Genomic DNA, 15,349 nt, shown 5'->3' on the forward strand with positions numbered 1-15,349 from the left:
TTCCAAGCGGCATAGCAGCGCGCCGATGCGGGCAACTTGAGAATGGTCAAGTCGCCCCGAGTCGCGGCGCGCTATTAACGCCCCAGACCGGCACAGACCGGTGCCAGACCATCAGGACCACCCCTTGTCGCAGCCCCTCGACGACATTCCGATCTTTCCGCGCCTTCCGGCGCGCTTCCTGCGTGTGGCCCCACTGGCCCCCGTCGCCCTCGCGCTGAACCGCTTTGCGCGGCGCGTGGCGCGCACTCACCCTTCCATGTTTCGCCGCATGGGCAACTATGCCCATGCGCGCTTCGAGATCGATCCGACAGACCTACCCTTCGTCATCGTGATCGAGCCACGTGGCGGCGCTCCCCTTGTCGCGCTGTCACGTCAGCCCAAGCCCTGCGATGCACGCATCGCAGGGCCTTTGGCGGCCCTGCTGGGAATGGTCCACGGCGCCTATGACGGGGATGCACTGTTCTTTTCGCGCGACCTGACCGTCGAGGGCGATACCTCGGCCGTTCTGGCGCTGCGCAATGCGATCGACGCGGCAGAGCTGGATCTGGGCGCGGAACTGGCCGAGGCGCTTGGCCCTGCATCGGGCCTCGTGCGCAGACTGACCGAATTCGGCGAGCGGCGCACCGGCGTTGCCCTGAGCCGACACGAGGAGATCGAGACTTGGTAATGGAAATCGTCTGCCCGGCAGGCACCCCGGCGGCGCTGCGCGCGGCAGTCAAGGCGGGGGCGCATACCGTTTATTGTGGCTTTGCCGACGAGACCAACGCCCGCAACTTCCCTGGGCTGAACTTCGACCGCGACGAAATGCGCGACAGCATCGCTTTCGCCCATGATCACGGCGCCAAGGTTCTGATCGCCATCAATACCTATCCGCGCGCCGGGGACGAGGCGCTGTGGCATCGCGCCGTTGCCGATGCCGCGAAATGCCGTGCCGATGCGGTCATTCTGGCCGATATCGGCCTGCTGGCCTTCGCGCACGAGAACTTCCCCGAGTTGCGTCGCCATCTTTCGGTGCAGGCCGCTGCCGCGAACGCCGACATCGTCAATTTCTACGGCCGCACCTTCGGGGTAAAGCGCGTGGTGCTGCCGCGCGTCCTGACCGTGCCCGAGATCGCAGCGATCAATGCCGAGACCGAGGTGGAGACCGAAGTCTTCGTCTTCGGCGGCCTGTGCGTCATGGCCGAGGGGCGCTGTTCGCTGTCATCCTACGCGACAGGCAAGTCGCCCAACATGAACGGCGTCTGCTCGCCCGCAAGCCATGTGGAATACCACGAACAGGACGGGCAACTGGATGCGCGCCTTGGCGGCTACACGATCCACCGCGTCGGCAAGGGCGAACCCGCCCCCTACCCGACCCTGTGCAAGGGCTGCTTCAGCGCGGGCAGCAAGACCGGCCACCTCTTCGAAGACCCGGTCAGCCTGAACGCCGAGGCGCTGATGCCGCAGCTTCAGAAAGCGGGCGTCACCGCGCTCAAGATCGAGGGGCGGCAACGCTCGGTGTCCTATGTCTCGCAGGTGGTGCGCAACTTCCGCGCCGCGGTGGACGCGCTCGACGCGGGGCGCGCCATGCCCGAGGGGATGCTGGTGCGCCTGTCCGAGGGGCAGGCCAATACCACCGGCGCCTATCGCAAGACCTGGAGATGACTATGGAACTGACCGTCGGTGCCGTGCAGTTTTTCTGGAAGCCGGAATTCTGGGCGCAGTTTCACGCCGATCTCGCCGATGCTCCGGTGGACCGGGTGGTTCTGGGCGAGCTTGTCTGCTCGAAACGCCTGCCCTTCTACCAGGATCTGATCCCCGAGGCCGTGGCGACGTTGCAGGCTGCGGGCAAAGAGGTTGTGCTGACCAGCCTTGCTCTGATCACCCTGCGGCGCGAGCGCAAGCTGATGGCGGAACTGGCCGAGATGGGCGTCGAGATTGAGATCAACGACCTGACCGCGCTGGCCTATCTGCCCGAAGGTACGGCTTTCTCGGTCGGGCCGCTCGTCAATGTCTATAACGAGGGCACGCTTGCCTGGCTTGCCGCACGCGGTGCCACGCGGATCAGCCTGCCGCCCGAATTGCCGCTTGGCTCGATCCGGGTGCTCGCACAAGCCGCCAAGGCGCTTGGTGTTCAGATCGAGGTCTGGGGCCACGGACGGCTGCCGCTGGCGATCTCGGGGCGCTGCTACCACTCGCGCCTCTACGGTCGGCCCAAGGACAATTGCCAATATGCCTGCGAGGAAGACCCCGATGGCCGCCCGGTCGAGACGCTCGACCAGCAGCCATTTCTGGCGATCAACGGGGTGCAGACGCTCTCGGACACGCATGCCTGCACACTGAACCAGATCGACGCATTGCGCGACGCAGGTGTCGCAGCCCTGCGGCTCTCGCCGCAGTCGCAGCGATTCGCCGATCTGTGCCGAATCTACCGGGCGATACTCGAGGGTTCTGTCGCGCCCGAGGCCGCAATCGCGCAACTTACCGCGCTGACACCCGAGGTTCGGCTCAGCGACGGGTTCATCGACGGCGCGCGGGGCGTTGCCTGGTCAGTAGAATCGACCGCATAGCAAGCTTCACAAATTTCACGGATTTCTCGATGCCGCAAAGCGGCATGCAAATGACTTTGGTCAAGGTGCGGCAAACTTCACCTTGGTATCCACCGCCTGAACGAAGCGAACGCCTTGGGCCCCGGGCCAACAAAGCAATAGCCATGTCAGCGGTTTTACCCTTCTTGCCCCGCCAGACTGAAAGCGTCACCACGTTCTTTTCTTCCTCGAAGTCAATTCTGCTAATTGACGCAGATCAACGGAATCATCCGGACGTGATGCTAGGGACTTTGCTATGGTTCAGATAGCGTCACCTATTCAACCCGGAGCCCACAAGCCGATGACGTCCTCGCCTTCCCGGCGCGCGATCTTGCGCGGCAAGGTCAACGCCCGCCCGCACCCGCGCCCGATCGGCGCGCTTGCGCCGATGGCGTTCGAGGATGCCTGCTCCCAATGCGGTGATTGCGCACGCGCCTGCCCCGAAGAAATCATCCTGCGCGATGCCGAGGGCTTTCCCGTGCTCGACGCGCGCACTGGCGCCTGCACCTTCTGCCGGGCCTGCACCGAGGCCTGCGAAACCGGAGCGCTGATCGCGGGGCAGCCTTTCCCCTGGCGCGCCGCCGCCGAGTCCAACTGCCTTTCACTCAACGGCGTGCAGTGCCGCGCCTGCGAGGACCAATGCGATGCAAGCGCGATCCGTTTCCGGCTGATGCCCGGCGGATCGGCGCAACCGCTGTTCGACGATGCCGCCTGCACCGGCTGCGGCGCCTGCGTGGCGCCCTGTCCTGCCGGGGCCATCGCCCTACACCCCTTCAACCCGACGGAGCCTGCCCAATGCTGAATATTTGCGGATGCCTCGTCCAGACGGCCCCCGACCGGACCGCAAGCGTCATCGAGGCGCTCAACGCGACCGAAGGCAGCGAGGTCCATGCCCATGACAAGGGCCGGATCGTCGTGACCGTCGAGGACACCCAAACACGCCTCGCCTCTGATCTGATCATGGATATGCACCAGATCCCGGGCGTGATCGGCGTGACCCTCACCTACCACCATTTCGAAGCGCTCGAAGACGAAGCGCCTGCAACCCTTTCCTGATCCGGGAGACTGACCCATGACGCTCGACACCACGCGCCGCACCTTCCTCAAGGCCACCGCCGCCGCAGCGACCGCTTCGGCAGCCGGCATTCAGATGGCGACCCCGGCGGCCGCCGCTGACAACAACATCCGCTGGGACAAGGCCGCCTGCCGCTTCTGCGGCACGGGCTGCTCGGTTCTGGTAGGCGTCAAGGATGGCCGCGTCGTCGCCACCCAGGGCGACCCCGAGGCCCCGGTGAACCGCGGCCTGAACTGCATCAAGGGCTACTTCCTGTCCAAGATCATGTATGGGCAGGACCGCCTGACCACGCCGATGCTGCGCAAGACCAACGGCGTCTATGACAAGAACGGCGAATTCACCCCGGTTTCCTGGGACGAGGCCTTCGACATCATGGCCGAGAAGTGGAAAGCCACGCTCAAGGCCAAGGGCCCCGAGGCAATCGGCATGTTCGGCTCGGGCCAGTGGACGGTCTGGGAAGGCTATGCCGCCGCCAAGCTGATGAAGGCCGGTTTCCGCTCGAACAACATCGACCCGAACGCGCGTCACTGCATGGCCTCGGCCGTGGCCGGTTTCATGCGCACCTTCGGCATCGACGAGCCGATGGGCTGCTATGACGACCTCGAGCACGCCGACACCTTCGTGCTCTGGGGCTCGAACATGGCCGAGATGCACCCGATCCTGTGGTCGCGCCTCACCGACACCCGCCTGACCAAGCCGGGCTGCCAGGTGCATGTGCTCTCGACCTTCGAGCACCGCTCGTTCGAACTGGCCGATAACGGCATCATCTTCGCGCCGCAGACGGACCTCGCGATCCTCAACTTCATCGCCAATTATATCATTGAAAACAACGCGGTGAACTGGGACTTCGTGAACAATCACGTCAACTTCGCCAAGACCCAGACGAATATCGGTTACGGCCTGCGCCCGACCCACAAGCTTGAAGAAGGCGTTGACCCGAAGACCACGGGCAAGATGGATGCGATCGACTTCGAGGCTTACAAGGCCATGGTCGCGGATTACACGCTTGACTACACCGCCGAGCTTTCGGGCGTGCCGAAGGAAAAGCTGCTCAAGCTGGCGCAGCAGTATGCCGACCCGAACCGCAAGGTGATGTCGCTCTGGACGATGGGCTTCAACCAGCACGCGCGCGGCTCGTGGGTCAACTCGCTGATGTACAACGTGCACCTGCTGGTCGGTAAGATCTCGGAGCCGGGCAACTCGCCCTTCTCGCTGACCGGTCAGCCCTCGGCCTGCGGTACCGCGCGCGAAGTGGGTACCTTCGCCCACCGCCTGCCGGCCGACATGGTGGTGACCAACGAAGGTCACCGCAAGCTCACCGAGGAAATCTGGGGCCTGCCCGAAGGCACGATCCCGGAGAAGGTCGGCGCCCACGCCGTTCTGCAGAACCGCCTGCTGAAAGACGGCAAGATCAACGCCTACTGGGTGCAGTGCACCAACAACATGCAGGCCGCGCCGAACATGAACGAGGAAGGTTGGCCGGGCTATCGCAACCCGGAGAACTTCATCGTCGTGTCGGACCCCTACCCGACCATCACCGCGATGGCCGCCGACCTGATCCTGCCCACCGCGATGTGGGTCGAGAAGGAAGGCGCCTACGGCAACGCCGAGCGCCGCACCCAGTTCTGGCGCCAGCAGGTTGCCGCTCCGGGCGAGTCCAAGTCGGACGTCTGGCAGCTGGTCGAATTCTCGAAGCGCTTCACCACCGATGAGGTGTGGCCGGCCGAGCTGCTCGACAAGAAGCCCGAGCTGAAGGGTAAGACGCTTTACGAGCTGCTCTTCACCAACGGCGTGGTGGACAAGTATCCGCTCACCGACACCTATGCGGGCTTTGACAACGACGAATCCAAGGACTTCGGCTTCTACCTGCAAAAGGGCCTGTTCGAGGAATACGCGATCTTCGGGCGCGGCCACGGCCACGACCTTGCGGATTTCGACACCTACCACCAGGCGCGCGGTCTTCGCTGGCCCGTCGTCGGCGGCAAGGAAACGCTCTACCGCTTCCGCGAGGGTTATGACCCCTATGTGAAGGCTGGCGAGGGCGTGAAGTTCTACGGTCAGAAGGACGGCAAGGCCAAGATCATCTTCGCCCCCTACGAGCCGGCGGCCGAAAGCCCGGACGAAGAGTACAACCTGTGGCTCTCGACCGGTCGTGTGCTTGAGCACTGGCACTCGGGGTCGATGACCCGCCGTGTGCCGGAACTGCACCGCGCCTTCCCGTCGGCGGTCCTCTTCATGCACCCCGATGACGCGACCGAGCGCGGCCTCAAGCGGGGTCAGGAAGTCCGTGTGAGCACCCGTCGCGGCTCAATCGTGACCCGCGTCGAAACCCGCGGCCGGAACAAACCGCCGAAAGGCCTCGTGTTCATGCCCTGGTTCGACGAAAGCCAGCTGGTTAACCAGCTCACGCTCGACGCGACCTGCCCGATCTCGAAAGAGACCGACTACAAGAAGTGCGCCGTGAAGGTGGAACGGGCGTAACGCCCGTCCCTCCCAAGGAGACAAGTGATGCCCGCCGCCGCCAAAGCCAAACCGATCGACCGCCGTCGCTTCCTTCTGGATGCTGCGCGCGTTGCGGCCGGCTGCGCGGTGGCGGGCACGCTTTTGGGCGCCTATGCCGGACAGGCCCGCGCCCTACCGGCCGAGGCCCTGCGCCCGCCGGGTGCGCTGCCCGAGGGCGATTTCCTCGCCGCCTGCATTCGCTGCGGGCTGTGCGTGCGCGACTGCCCTTATGACACACTAACACTGGCCGAACTGGGCGAAGGCCCGGCCACCGGCACCCCGTTCTTTACCGCCCGCGACATCCCCTGCGAGATGTGCGAGGACATCCCCTGCGTGAAAGCCTGCCCAACGGGTGCGCTCGACCCCGCGCTGGACGATATTGGCGACGCCAACATGGGCATTGCGGTTCTGGTGGACCGCGAAAACTGCCTCAACGCGCTCGGTCTGCGTTGCGACGTCTGCTACCGCGTGTGCCCCGTCATCGACGAGGCGATCACGCTCGAACTCACGCATAACGAGCGTTCGGGCCACCACGCGATGTTCATGCCGACCGTCCATGCCGAATACTGCACCGGCTGCGGCAAATGCGAGAAATCCTGTGTGCTCCCTGAGGCGGCCATCAAAGTGCTGCCCGAACGCCTGGCGCGCGGCAAACTGGGCGAGCATTACCGCCTTGGCTGGGAAGAAATGCAGGAGAAGGGCGGCCCGGTGGTTGAAGGCATCATCGACCTGCCCGACCGCCTGCCCGGCCCCGGCACAGACAACCTGGCCGCTCCGGGTGGCTTCGAGCCCGCCTTCAAGATCCCGGGGGCGAGCGAATGAGCGAGAAGACCAAACTACCGATTGGCGCCGAAGCCATTGCCACCAAGGGCTGGATCGGTGCGCATAAGTGGCTGCTGCTGCGCCGACTGTCGCAGGCGTTTTTCCTGGGTCTGTTCCTGATCGGCCCCTGGTTCGGGCTGTGGATCGTCAAGGGCAACCTGGCCGGTTCGCTGACGCTTGAGACGCTGCCGCTGACCGACCCGCTCGTTTTGCTGCAAAGCATCGTCGCCCGGCACTGGCCCGAGATGACGGCGATCTTTGGCGCGCTGATCGTGCTGGCCGTCTATGCGCTGATCGGCGGACGGGTCTATTGCTCGTGGGTCTGTCCGATCAACCCGGTCACCGATGGCGCGTACTGGCTGCACAACAAGCTTGGCGTGCCGAAAGGCTGGCAGCCGAAGAAATCGACGCGCTACTGGTTGCTTGCGATGCTGCTGATCGTCTCGGCGGCAACCGGCACCGTCGCGTGGGAGTTCGTCAACCCGATCACCATGCTTCAGCGCGGACTGGTCTTCGGGATGGGCTTTGGCTGGACACTCGTCCTCGGGATCTTCCTGTTCGACCTGTTCGTCTCGCGCCGCGGCTGGTGCAGCCACCTCTGCCCGGTTGGCGCCTTCTACGGCCTTGTCGGCAACAAGGCGCTGCTGCGTGTCTCGGCCACGAACCGCGCTGCCTGCGACGATTGCATGGATTGCTTCGCCGTCTGCCCCGAAATGCATGTCATCACCCCCGCCCTGCGCGGCAAGACAGAGGACACCCCTCTGATCCTGTCGCCCGACTGCACCAATTGCGGTCGTTGCATCGACGTCTGCTCGGTCGATGTCTTCCGCTTCACCAACCGCTTCGACAAGGCCCCCGCTCCGGGCCGCGACGAGGCAGCCCGCAAATCCCCGGCACAGCAAACGCGTGCCGCCTGAGATCCTACGGAGACCAAGCCATGAAAAACGCCACTCTCTTCAGCGCCATCGCCGCGGCCTCGCTCGGGTTCGCCGCCAGTTTCGCGCTTGCCCAGTCCGCGGGAACCTCCTCGGGCACGGTGACCTCGCTGCGCGGCGCCCAGCCTGATCAGGACATCGGGCTTGCCCCGGTCTATCATCAGTCAGAGGGCCGTCAGGACCGCAATTACCGCCTGCAGCCGCCGATCATCCCGCACACGATCGACAAGTATCAGATCGATGTGAAGGCCAACGAATGTCTGGCCTGCCACGACTGGAAGAATGCGGCTGATCGCGCTGCTCCCACCTTGTCGATGACGCACTACGTCAGCCGTGACGGCGCGCAGACCGATAACGTTGCGCCGCGCCGCTGGTTCTGCAACCAGTGCCACGTTCCGCAGGTCAACGCCCCCGAGTTGGTCCAGAACACCTTCCAGAGCTCCGACAAGTAAGGCCGAGGCGAGAGGAACAAGAACATGTCCAACACCAATCCTTCCGCCCGCCCGGGCCTCATCCGGCGCATGTGGCGCTTTTTCTGGAGCCCGGCCGGCGCCATCTCGCTTGGCGTACTGCTGATCGTCGGCTTCCTGACGGGTATTCTGTTCTGGGGCGGCTTCCACACCGCACTCGAAATGACCAACAACGAGAAGTTCTGCACCAGCTGCCACGAGATGCGTGACAACGCCTTCGCGGAGTATCAGGGCTCGGTTCACCAGAACAACAGCTCGGGCGTGCGCGCCACCTGCCCCGATTGCCACGTTCCGAAGGACTGGGGCCCGAAGATGATCCGCAAGATCAAGGCCACGAAGGAGCTGTACGGGCACTTCGTTACCAAGTCGATCTGGACGCGCGAGAAGTTCGAGGAGAACCGCCTTCATCTCGCCAGCAACGAGTGGGAACGCATGAAGCGATCCGACTCCAAGGAATGCCGCAACTGCCACAGCTTCGAGTTCATGGACTTCACGCTCCAGGAAAACCGCGCGGCGACGAACCACCAGAAGGCGCTGGATGAGGGCAAGACCTGCATCGACTGCCATCAGGGCATCGCGCATGAACTGCCGGCGGGTTACCTCGAAAGCTATCGCGAAGTCGTCAAGAAGCTGGAGGCCGAAGGGGCCATCCCGCCGCAGACGCCGAACAATGGCAAGGATGTCGCGACTAATATCCAACAGACGAACTGAAGGTTTGCAGGCAATGAGACTCGCATCCGTTCTGGCGACGGGCCGGGGTGAGACCAATCGCCTGCTCTCCGACCTCGCAGCCCGCGCCTCGCAGCGCGGGCTGCGCGTCGTCGGGACGGTCCAGGTGAATCACGACCCGACCGACGGCAAGCATTGCGACATGGACGTCCGCGTCCTGCCCGACGGCCCCGTGCTACGCATCTCGCAGTCGCTTGGCACACAGTCGCGGGGCTGTCGCCTCGACCCATCTGCGCTTGAGCAAGCCGTGCGCCTGACCGAAGGCGCGCTGGAAAGCGGCGCCGATCTGATGATCGTCAACAAGTTCGGCAAACACGAAGCCGAGGGCCGCGGGTTTCGCGAGCTGATCGGCAGCGCATTGATGCGCGGCATTCCCGTGATCGTCGGCCTGAACGGGTTGAACATCGACGCATTCGCAGATTTCGCGGGCGCATTCGCGGAGCGCCTCGACCCGACCGGCGACGCCATCGCCGCGTGGCTGGATGCCGACTGCCCCGAGCAGTCCGCACGCCGCGCGGTCTGAATCTCAACCCAACTCGCGCACGGCGAAGTCGATCAGTGCACGCACTTTGCGCGGCAGAACCGGCCCATCAAGATAGATCGCATTGAGCGGGCGGCGCGGGGATTCATAGCCCGGCAGCAAGGCCACGAGGCGTCCCTGCGCCAGATCGTCCGCCAGAACGAAATCGGGACAAAAGGCGATACCACAGCCCGCCAGCGCCAGATCGCGCGCCGCGCGCGCACTGTTCACCAGAAAGCGCCCCTTGACCTCGACCGGGACAACCTGGCCAGCATCGAGAAGCTCCCACCGGGAGGCGACCGCGCGGTTCGTGTCGAGAATACAGGCGTGATTGGTCAGATCGGCGGGGTGTTCGGGGGCACCGTTGCGCGCCAGGTAGTCGGGCGAGGCGACAATACGGCTGCACACCTCGCCCAGTTTACGCGCCCGCAGGGCCGAAACACGCGGCACACCAATCCGGAAGGCGAGATCAATCCCCTCGGTCGCCAGATCAACAAAGCGATCGCTCAGGCGCAGATCGATGGTCAGATCGGGATGGGGTTCGGCAAAGCGGCGCAGCATATCCTGCAGAAAGACCTCGCCGAAGGTCACCGGCGCCGAGACGCGCAAGATGCCGCTTAGCCCCCGCCCCTCTTCACCCAGTCCCGCGACCAGATCGTCAAGCTCATCGAGCAGAACGGGCGCGCGGGCCAGCAGATCCTCCCCCGCCGGGGTCAGCCCCACCTTGCGCGTCGTGCGCTGCAACAGCCGCACGCCAAGGCGCAGCTCAAGCTCGGCCACATATTTCGAGGTCAACCGGTTCGACACGCCCAACCGCTCGGCCGCCGCGGTGAACGACCCGGTCTGAGCGGTTGCGACAAAAGCCCTGATCCCTTCGAGTAGATCCATACGACACCAATTAAGAACAAAATGGCGATAGTCATTCGCTATCATCGCCATTTTGTTGTCGAACGCAATGACGCATCTTCCGCTCATGACGAATGACACCCCCGGCAAGCCGGGGCGACAAAAGGAAGAGCACATGAACATCGCAATCATTGGAACCGGAAACATCGGCGCGGGTCTCGCGCGGGTGTTTGGCAAAACGAAACATGGCGTCGTGGTCGCGGACCGCGAGGGCGGCCAGTCCGCTGCCGACAAGCTCAAGGCCGAGGGCGTGCGCGTTCAGGCCACCGACGTGGCAACCGCCATCAAATCGGCCGAAACGGTGATCCTGGCCACGCCCTACGGCGCCTCGGCCACGATCGTGGCGGAAGCGGACCTGAACGGCAAGATCGTCGTCGATCTGTCGAACCCGGTGACCGAGGATTTCTCGGCACTGCAACTGGGCCACACCACTTCGGCCGCCGAAGAGATCGCCCGCCTCGCGCCCGGCGCGAAAGTGGTCAAGGCCTTCAACACGGTCTTCGCGCAGCATTACGCAGGCGATCTGAAGATCGGTGGCGCACCGATCCAGACATTCGTCGCCAGCGACGACGCCGAGGCGAAAGCAACGGTCACCGCTCTCGCGACCGATGCGGGCTTTGAGGTCCGCGACGCGGGCGGGCTGTGCAACGCCCGCTACCTCGAGCCGCTCGGCTACATGAACATCCAGTTCGGCTACATGCTCGGTCAAGGCGCCGGCATTGCTCCGAAATGGGTCGGCTAATTCAGGACAGGAAACAGACCAATGATCGACCTCAAACTTGCCCCCTACGCCGTATTACTGCTGCGCGTCACGACCGGCGCCCTTTTCCTTTACCACGGGCTTGTGAAGCTTTTCGTTTTCACCCCTGCGGGCACCGCCGGCTACTTTGAATCCATCGGCCTTCCCGGCGCGCTAGGCTATCTGACCATGCTTGCCGAGATCGGCGGCGGCCTTGCGCTGATCCTTGGCCTCGCCGCCCGCTACGTCTCAGCCGCGCTGGTGCCGGTGCTGCTTGGTGCGGCCTTCGTTGCCCACTTCGGCAATGGCTTTGGATGGAGCAACCCGGGCGGCGGTTGGGAATATCCCGCGATGTGGGCGCTGGTTCAGGCCACGCTTGCCTTGCTGGGGGATGGCGCCCACGCTCTTTACCCGCTGCGCCGTCGCTGAGACAATACGCCCGCCGCATCCCCTGCGGCGGGCCAACCGCCAGGAGGAACAGAAGATGAGCGTTGCACAGAAACTTCAGGCCCTGAAAGACAGCCTCAAGGCCTCGGACCGGATGCCGGTCGTCTTTCTTGGCCACGGCAGCCCGATGAACGCGATCGAGGATAACGATTACGCCCGCAGTTGGGCCGCCCTTGGCCGTAGCCTGCCGCGCCCGCAGGCAATCCTTGTCGTCTCGGCGCATTGGATGACCCATGGCACGACCCTGGTCGATGTCTCGGCCATGCCGCGCACGATCCACGATTTCTACGGCTTCCCGCCCGAGCTTTATGCCCAGAGCTACCCGGCCGAGGGCAGCCCGGAGGTCGCGAAAGAGGTGATCTCGCTACTGGCCAGCCACCATGCCGAGGGCGATGACCGATGGGGCCTTGATCACGGCGCCTGGTCTGTCCTTGCGCGCCTCTACCCCGAGGCCGACGTGCCGGTGTTCCAGCTGTCGATCGACATGACCAAAGACATGGACTGGCACCTCTCGATCGGCAAGACCCTGTCAGAGTTGCGCAACCGGGGCGTTTTGATCCTTGGCTCGGGCAATGTGGTGCATAACCTGCGCACCATGCGGTGGGGCGGCTCGCCCTATGACTGGGCGCAGGAGTTCGACGCCCATTTCGCCAATCGTCTGGGTGAGCGTGACATGGCCGCACTGGCCGACCGTCAGGGTCTTGGCCCGCTGTTGCAGATGGCGCATCCCTCGCTGGATCACTACCTGCCCGCGCTGACGATTGCGGGGGCCTCGGACGAGCGCGACCAGCTAATCTTCATGAACGAAAGCATCGATATCGCCTCGGTCTCGATGCGCAGCTTCGTGTTTTACTGAGCAACCGGCAGGCGGCGCTTACAGCCCAAGTGCCGCCTCAACCGCCGCGATCTGCGCCGGGATATCCAGAGCGACCTCGCTGGTATTCTGCAAGCGGCGATCCTCCAGCGTCTCGGCAGCGTGGCGCGAGGACCAATCCATGATCACCGCATCGCGCAGGTGCAGCAGCGCGGCCAGTTGCGGCACGTGCAGGCGCACCATCGCTGTCAGCCATTTGCTGACAGCCCAGTTCGGGTGGGCAAGTTCGATGGCGAAGCGGTCCAGAAGCGGCACGATATCGGCGGCGCGATAGAGAGTTTCATCCGTGACCCACCGGTTCGTCGTGAACAGCCGAAGCGGGCGGCCATAGCCATCCACGCTGATCGCGCCGATATGGATGAAGCGCGCGGCCTCATCCTCGGGGATCACCGCGCCCGAAAAGGCCCAGGGCTTCAGCCCCGGCGCGAGCCCCGCGGGCCGAATGAACAGGTGGAAGTGACCATTCTCGCCATCGGCCATCTCTTCGGGCGTGTGCGAGTGGTAGAAGTAGTGGCTGTGGGTCTCGGAGTCGAAGATGTCGCCCTTGGGATACCGCTCCCATATGACGAAATCGCCCTGGCCGCGCAGCACCTCGGAAATCACGCTCATGCCAGATTTCTGCAACGCGTGCTCGCATTCCAGAACGGTCGCGGCGGCGTCATGCATGTCTTCAAGACGTTCGACCGGCAGCGCGGTCAGATCCAGCGGCGCCAGTCGCCGTGACAGCGGCTTGTCGGGGGTTGCTCGGTGATCCGCCATGTCTCCTCCCGTGTCGGGCCGCGCCGGCGGCGCGACCCCGCTGTGCATGGCGCTGACCGCTCAGAGCGGCGGCAGGCCAAGCTGTTCGCGCACCGCCGGCTCGCGGCTGGTCTTGAGGCCGATGGCACGGCCCTCTTCCACCGCAACCTCGGCCGGAACGCCTTTCGAGGCCCGATACAGCGCCCACATCGCGCCCACGCGGTTGGCAGATTCGCAATGCACGAGCATCGGGTAGTTCGCCGGATTTTCGACGATAGCGGCGAATTCGGCAACCTGTTCGGCGGTCGGGGCCTTGGTCGGCACCTGGATACCGATGAAGGTCATGCCCGCCTTCTCGATCATCGGCTGCTCGGTGTCGGCACCCTCTTCCGAGGTGTTCAGGCTGACGATGGTCTTGAAGCCCATCCCGGCCAGCATCCCGATCCCCGAGGGGTCGATCAGACCGCCCGTCCCCACATAGGGCGTGGCACGCATGTAGTTGGAAACGATATTGGGCATCTCGTTGCCATAGACCGCCTGCGGATACTTGGTCGTCGTATCATAGGGGCCCGAGGGCATCGCGGCGGCCTCGGCCGAGGTGGCCGGGGCCGGGGCCGGTGCGGCGGCGGGAGCGCAGGGGTTCGCCGGCTTCATCGCCGGAGCGCAGGGGTTGGCGGGTGCCATCGCGGGCGCACAGGGGTTGGTGCCCTGAGCGCGGCTCATGGCCGGAACGGCGGAACCAACGGCCAGCGCGGCCACCGGCACCAGCGCCGCACGAAGCAGGCTCTTGCGGGTCTTGGTCTTCATGGAACGATCTCCTCCCTAGGATCTTCAGATTTTCATCGCATGGCCCGAGGCCGACAGGGGCTCTTCTTCCGCAGGGGTGCAGACCTCCTCTGCGGTCAGCGGGCCACCACGCGCGCGTTCGAGCAGCGAGCCGACGGCGAACCCGGCAAGGGCAAACACCCCCAGGATCACCAGCACCGCCCATTCGGGAATGCCCAGCAGATCCGGCAGGCGCTGTGCGTCGGGGCCTTTGCCCGCAAAGTAGAAATCCTGCAGCGGCTCATAGACGAAGGCGAAGGCGGCCGTGCCGCCAATCATGCCGATGGTGAAGACCACCGCGTCGATCCGGCCCGACGAAATCCCGACCAGCGAGGTGCCGGGGCAATAGCCGCCAAGCGCGAAGCCGCCACCGATCAGCAGACCGCCCACCAGGATCGCCCAGAAGAAAAGCGTGGGCACAAAGACCGCGTTGTCGGCGATGATCCCGCCCATCCGCAGCAGGTACAGGCCCACCGCACAGACCAGAACGGCGGTGAACATCACCTTGAACACCGAGAAGTCCCGCAACGAGAACTGCGCCGTCAGTTTGCGCGGGCTGCCAAAGCCCGCCGCCTCAAGCGCGTAGCCGAACAGAACGCCCGAGATCAGGCCGCTTGCAATGCCGTAGTCATAAAGCGGAAAGCTCATTGCCAGGCCCTCCGGAAGACGGCGCTGACAAGGAAGCCTGCCGCGAAGAACCCGATCAGGAAGACGAAGCCCGCGACGGCAAGCGTCGCGCCGCCCGACAGGCCAAGGCCGCTGGTGCAGCCGCGCGCAAGCCGCGCGCCAAAGCCCACAAGCGCGCCACCGATCAGGGCATAGACCATACGTTCGCCACGCCCGATGCTCGGACCGCGCTCAACCTGAACACTGATACGGCCAGCATTGCGGCTACCCAAATAGGCGCCGATCAGAACGCCAATCGCTTCCCAGGTAATCCACGACACGAGCGGCTTGCCCGCCTGGATGAAGGGCCCGAAATAGGCGTTGGTCGCGGTCGCCTCGGGGGCGACCCATGCGCTGGTCTGCGCGGCAAAACGGGTGATGAAGCCCGAGGCCCCAAGCCCGTTCCCAGTAATGACGAATGTCAGCAGCAGGGCCAGGCCCAGTGCGACACCCGCAGCGACGGGCGACCAAAATGGCTGTGGTTTCTCGATCATGCGCCTCCCCCAGACATGAATTCATATTCGAATTCGATGA

At 64.5% G+C, this 15,349-nt stretch carries 19 protein-coding genes; 14 read left to right on the forward strand and 5 right to left on the reverse strand.

Features of this window, described 5'->3' with window-relative positions; translation table 11 throughout:
- The first annotated feature begins 124 nt into the window (after positions 1-124).
- The 11 genes from ubiT (at position 125) to N3C64_RS02535 (ending at position 9,623) form a co-directional block, all read left to right on the forward strand.
- A complete protein-coding gene (ubiT, locus tag N3C64_RS02485; RefSeq protein ID WP_236021075.1) occupies positions 125-667 on the forward strand; it encodes a ubiquinone anaerobic biosynthesis accessory factor UbiT in 543 nt (180 codons plus the stop codon).
- Positions 667-1,644: a ubiquinone anaerobic biosynthesis protein UbiU gene (ubiU, locus tag N3C64_RS02490; RefSeq protein WP_260011816.1), complete on the forward strand. Its 978-nt coding sequence runs from the start codon at positions 667-669 to the stop codon at positions 1,642-1,644. The genes ubiT and ubiU overlap by 1 nt, the downstream gene beginning before the upstream one ends.
- A 2-nt stretch (positions 1,645-1,646) precedes the next feature.
- The gene (ubiV, locus tag N3C64_RS02495) at positions 1,647-2,549 is read left to right on the forward strand and encodes a ubiquinone anaerobic biosynthesis protein UbiV (protein ID WP_260011491.1); all 903 of its coding nucleotides are present in this window, start codon (positions 1,647-1,649) and stop codon (positions 2,547-2,549) included.
- 319 nt (positions 2,550-2,868) lie between these two features.
- The gene (locus tag N3C64_RS02500) at positions 2,869-3,369 is read left to right on the forward strand and encodes a ferredoxin-type protein NapF (RefSeq protein ID WP_260011492.1); all 501 of its coding nucleotides are present in this window, start codon (positions 2,869-2,871) and stop codon (positions 3,367-3,369) included.
- Positions 3,363-3,623, forward strand: coding sequence for a chaperone NapD (locus N3C64_RS02505; protein WP_218629390.1), 261 nt, complete (start codon positions 3,363-3,365; stop codon positions 3,621-3,623). Before N3C64_RS02500 ends, N3C64_RS02505 begins: the two co-directional genes overlap by 7 nt.
- A gap of 16 nt (positions 3,624-3,639) precedes the next feature.
- Positions 3,640-6,123, forward strand: a complete 2,484-nt coding sequence (napA, locus tag N3C64_RS02510; RefSeq protein ID WP_218629391.1) for a nitrate reductase catalytic subunit NapA — start codon at positions 3,640-3,642, stop codon at positions 6,121-6,123.
- 27 nt (positions 6,124-6,150) lie between these two features.
- Positions 6,151-6,966 carry a ferredoxin-type protein NapG gene (gene napG / locus N3C64_RS02515; protein WP_218629392.1) on the forward strand — a complete coding sequence of 272 codons (816 nt, stop codon included), beginning with the start codon at positions 6,151-6,153 and terminating at the stop codon, positions 6,964-6,966.
- A complete protein-coding gene (gene napH / locus N3C64_RS02520) occupies positions 6,963-7,883 on the forward strand; it encodes a quinol dehydrogenase ferredoxin subunit NapH (RefSeq protein WP_260011494.1) in 921 nt (306 codons plus the stop codon). Before napG ends, napH begins: the two co-directional genes overlap by 4 nt.
- Before the next feature lie 20 nt (positions 7,884-7,903).
- Positions 7,904-8,353, forward strand: a complete 450-nt coding sequence (locus N3C64_RS02525; protein WP_218629394.1) for a nitrate reductase cytochrome c-type subunit — start codon at positions 7,904-7,906, stop codon at positions 8,351-8,353.
- 24 nt (positions 8,354-8,377) lie between these two features.
- On the forward strand, positions 8,378-9,082 hold the full coding sequence (locus N3C64_RS02530; RefSeq protein WP_218629395.1) for a NapC/NirT family cytochrome c: 705 nt from the start codon (positions 8,378-8,380) through the stop codon (positions 9,080-9,082).
- Positions 9,083-9,095: 13 nt separating this feature from the next.
- Complete coding sequence (locus N3C64_RS02535; RefSeq protein WP_260011497.1) at positions 9,096-9,623, forward strand: DUF2478 domain-containing protein; 528 nt, start codon at positions 9,096-9,098, stop codon at positions 9,621-9,623.
- A 3-nt stretch (positions 9,624-9,626) separates the two neighbouring features.
- Here N3C64_RS02535 and N3C64_RS02540 read toward each other — a convergent pair whose 3' ends face one another.
- Positions 9,627-10,508, reverse strand: a complete 882-nt coding sequence (locus tag N3C64_RS02540) for a LysR family transcriptional regulator (protein WP_260011499.1) — start codon at positions 10,506-10,508, stop codon at positions 9,627-9,629.
- 67 nt (positions 10,509-10,575) lie between these two features.
- Between N3C64_RS02540 and N3C64_RS02545 the strand changes: the two genes are divergently transcribed.
- Genes N3C64_RS02545 through ygiD form a run of 3 tightly spaced genes read left to right on the forward strand, consistent with a single transcriptional unit; the run spans position 10,576 to position 12,568 of the window.
- Positions 10,576-11,268, forward strand: coding sequence for an NADPH-dependent F420 reductase (locus tag N3C64_RS02545; RefSeq protein WP_260011501.1), 693 nt, complete (start codon positions 10,576-10,578; stop codon positions 11,266-11,268).
- A gap of 21 nt (positions 11,269-11,289) precedes the next feature.
- Positions 11,290-11,694: a DoxX family protein gene (locus N3C64_RS02550; protein ID WP_218629399.1), complete on the forward strand. Its 405-nt coding sequence runs from the start codon at positions 11,290-11,292 to the stop codon at positions 11,692-11,694.
- Between the two features lie 55 nt (positions 11,695-11,749).
- Complete coding sequence (gene ygiD, locus N3C64_RS02555; protein WP_260011515.1) at positions 11,750-12,568, forward strand: 4,5-DOPA-extradiol-dioxygenase; 819 nt, start codon at positions 11,750-11,752, stop codon at positions 12,566-12,568.
- Positions 12,569-12,586: 18 nt separating this feature from the next.
- On the opposite strand, the gene N3C64_RS02560 is transcribed toward ygiD, so the two are convergent.
- From N3C64_RS02560 to N3C64_RS02575, 4 genes are read right to left on the reverse strand one after another with little or no spacing between them, the layout of a single operon-like run.
- Positions 12,587-13,345 (reverse strand): DUF6969 family protein, encoded by a 759-nt coding sequence (locus N3C64_RS02560; RefSeq protein WP_260011517.1) that lies wholly within the window; start codon positions 13,343-13,345, stop codon positions 12,587-12,589.
- A 60-nt stretch (positions 13,346-13,405) separates the two neighbouring features.
- A complete protein-coding gene (locus tag N3C64_RS02565; protein ID WP_260011520.1) occupies positions 13,406-14,131 on the reverse strand; it encodes a protein tyrosine phosphatase family protein in 726 nt (241 codons plus the stop codon).
- Between the two features lie 24 nt (positions 14,132-14,155).
- Complete coding sequence (locus tag N3C64_RS02570) at positions 14,156-14,797, reverse strand: DUF6691 family protein (protein WP_260011523.1); 642 nt, start codon at positions 14,795-14,797, stop codon at positions 14,156-14,158.
- The gene (locus tag N3C64_RS02575) at positions 14,794-15,309 is read right to left on the reverse strand and encodes a YeeE/YedE thiosulfate transporter family protein (RefSeq protein ID WP_218629404.1); all 516 of its coding nucleotides are present in this window, start codon (positions 15,307-15,309) and stop codon (positions 14,794-14,796) included. The genes N3C64_RS02570 and N3C64_RS02575 overlap by 4 nt, the downstream gene beginning before the upstream one ends.
- Positions 15,310-15,349 lie beyond the last annotated feature (40 nt).

The organism is Sedimentimonas flavescens (assembly GCF_025154035.1).
GTDB classification, from domain to species: domain Bacteria; phylum Pseudomonadota; class Alphaproteobacteria; order Rhodobacterales; family Rhodobacteraceae; genus Rhodobacter; species Rhodobacter flavescens.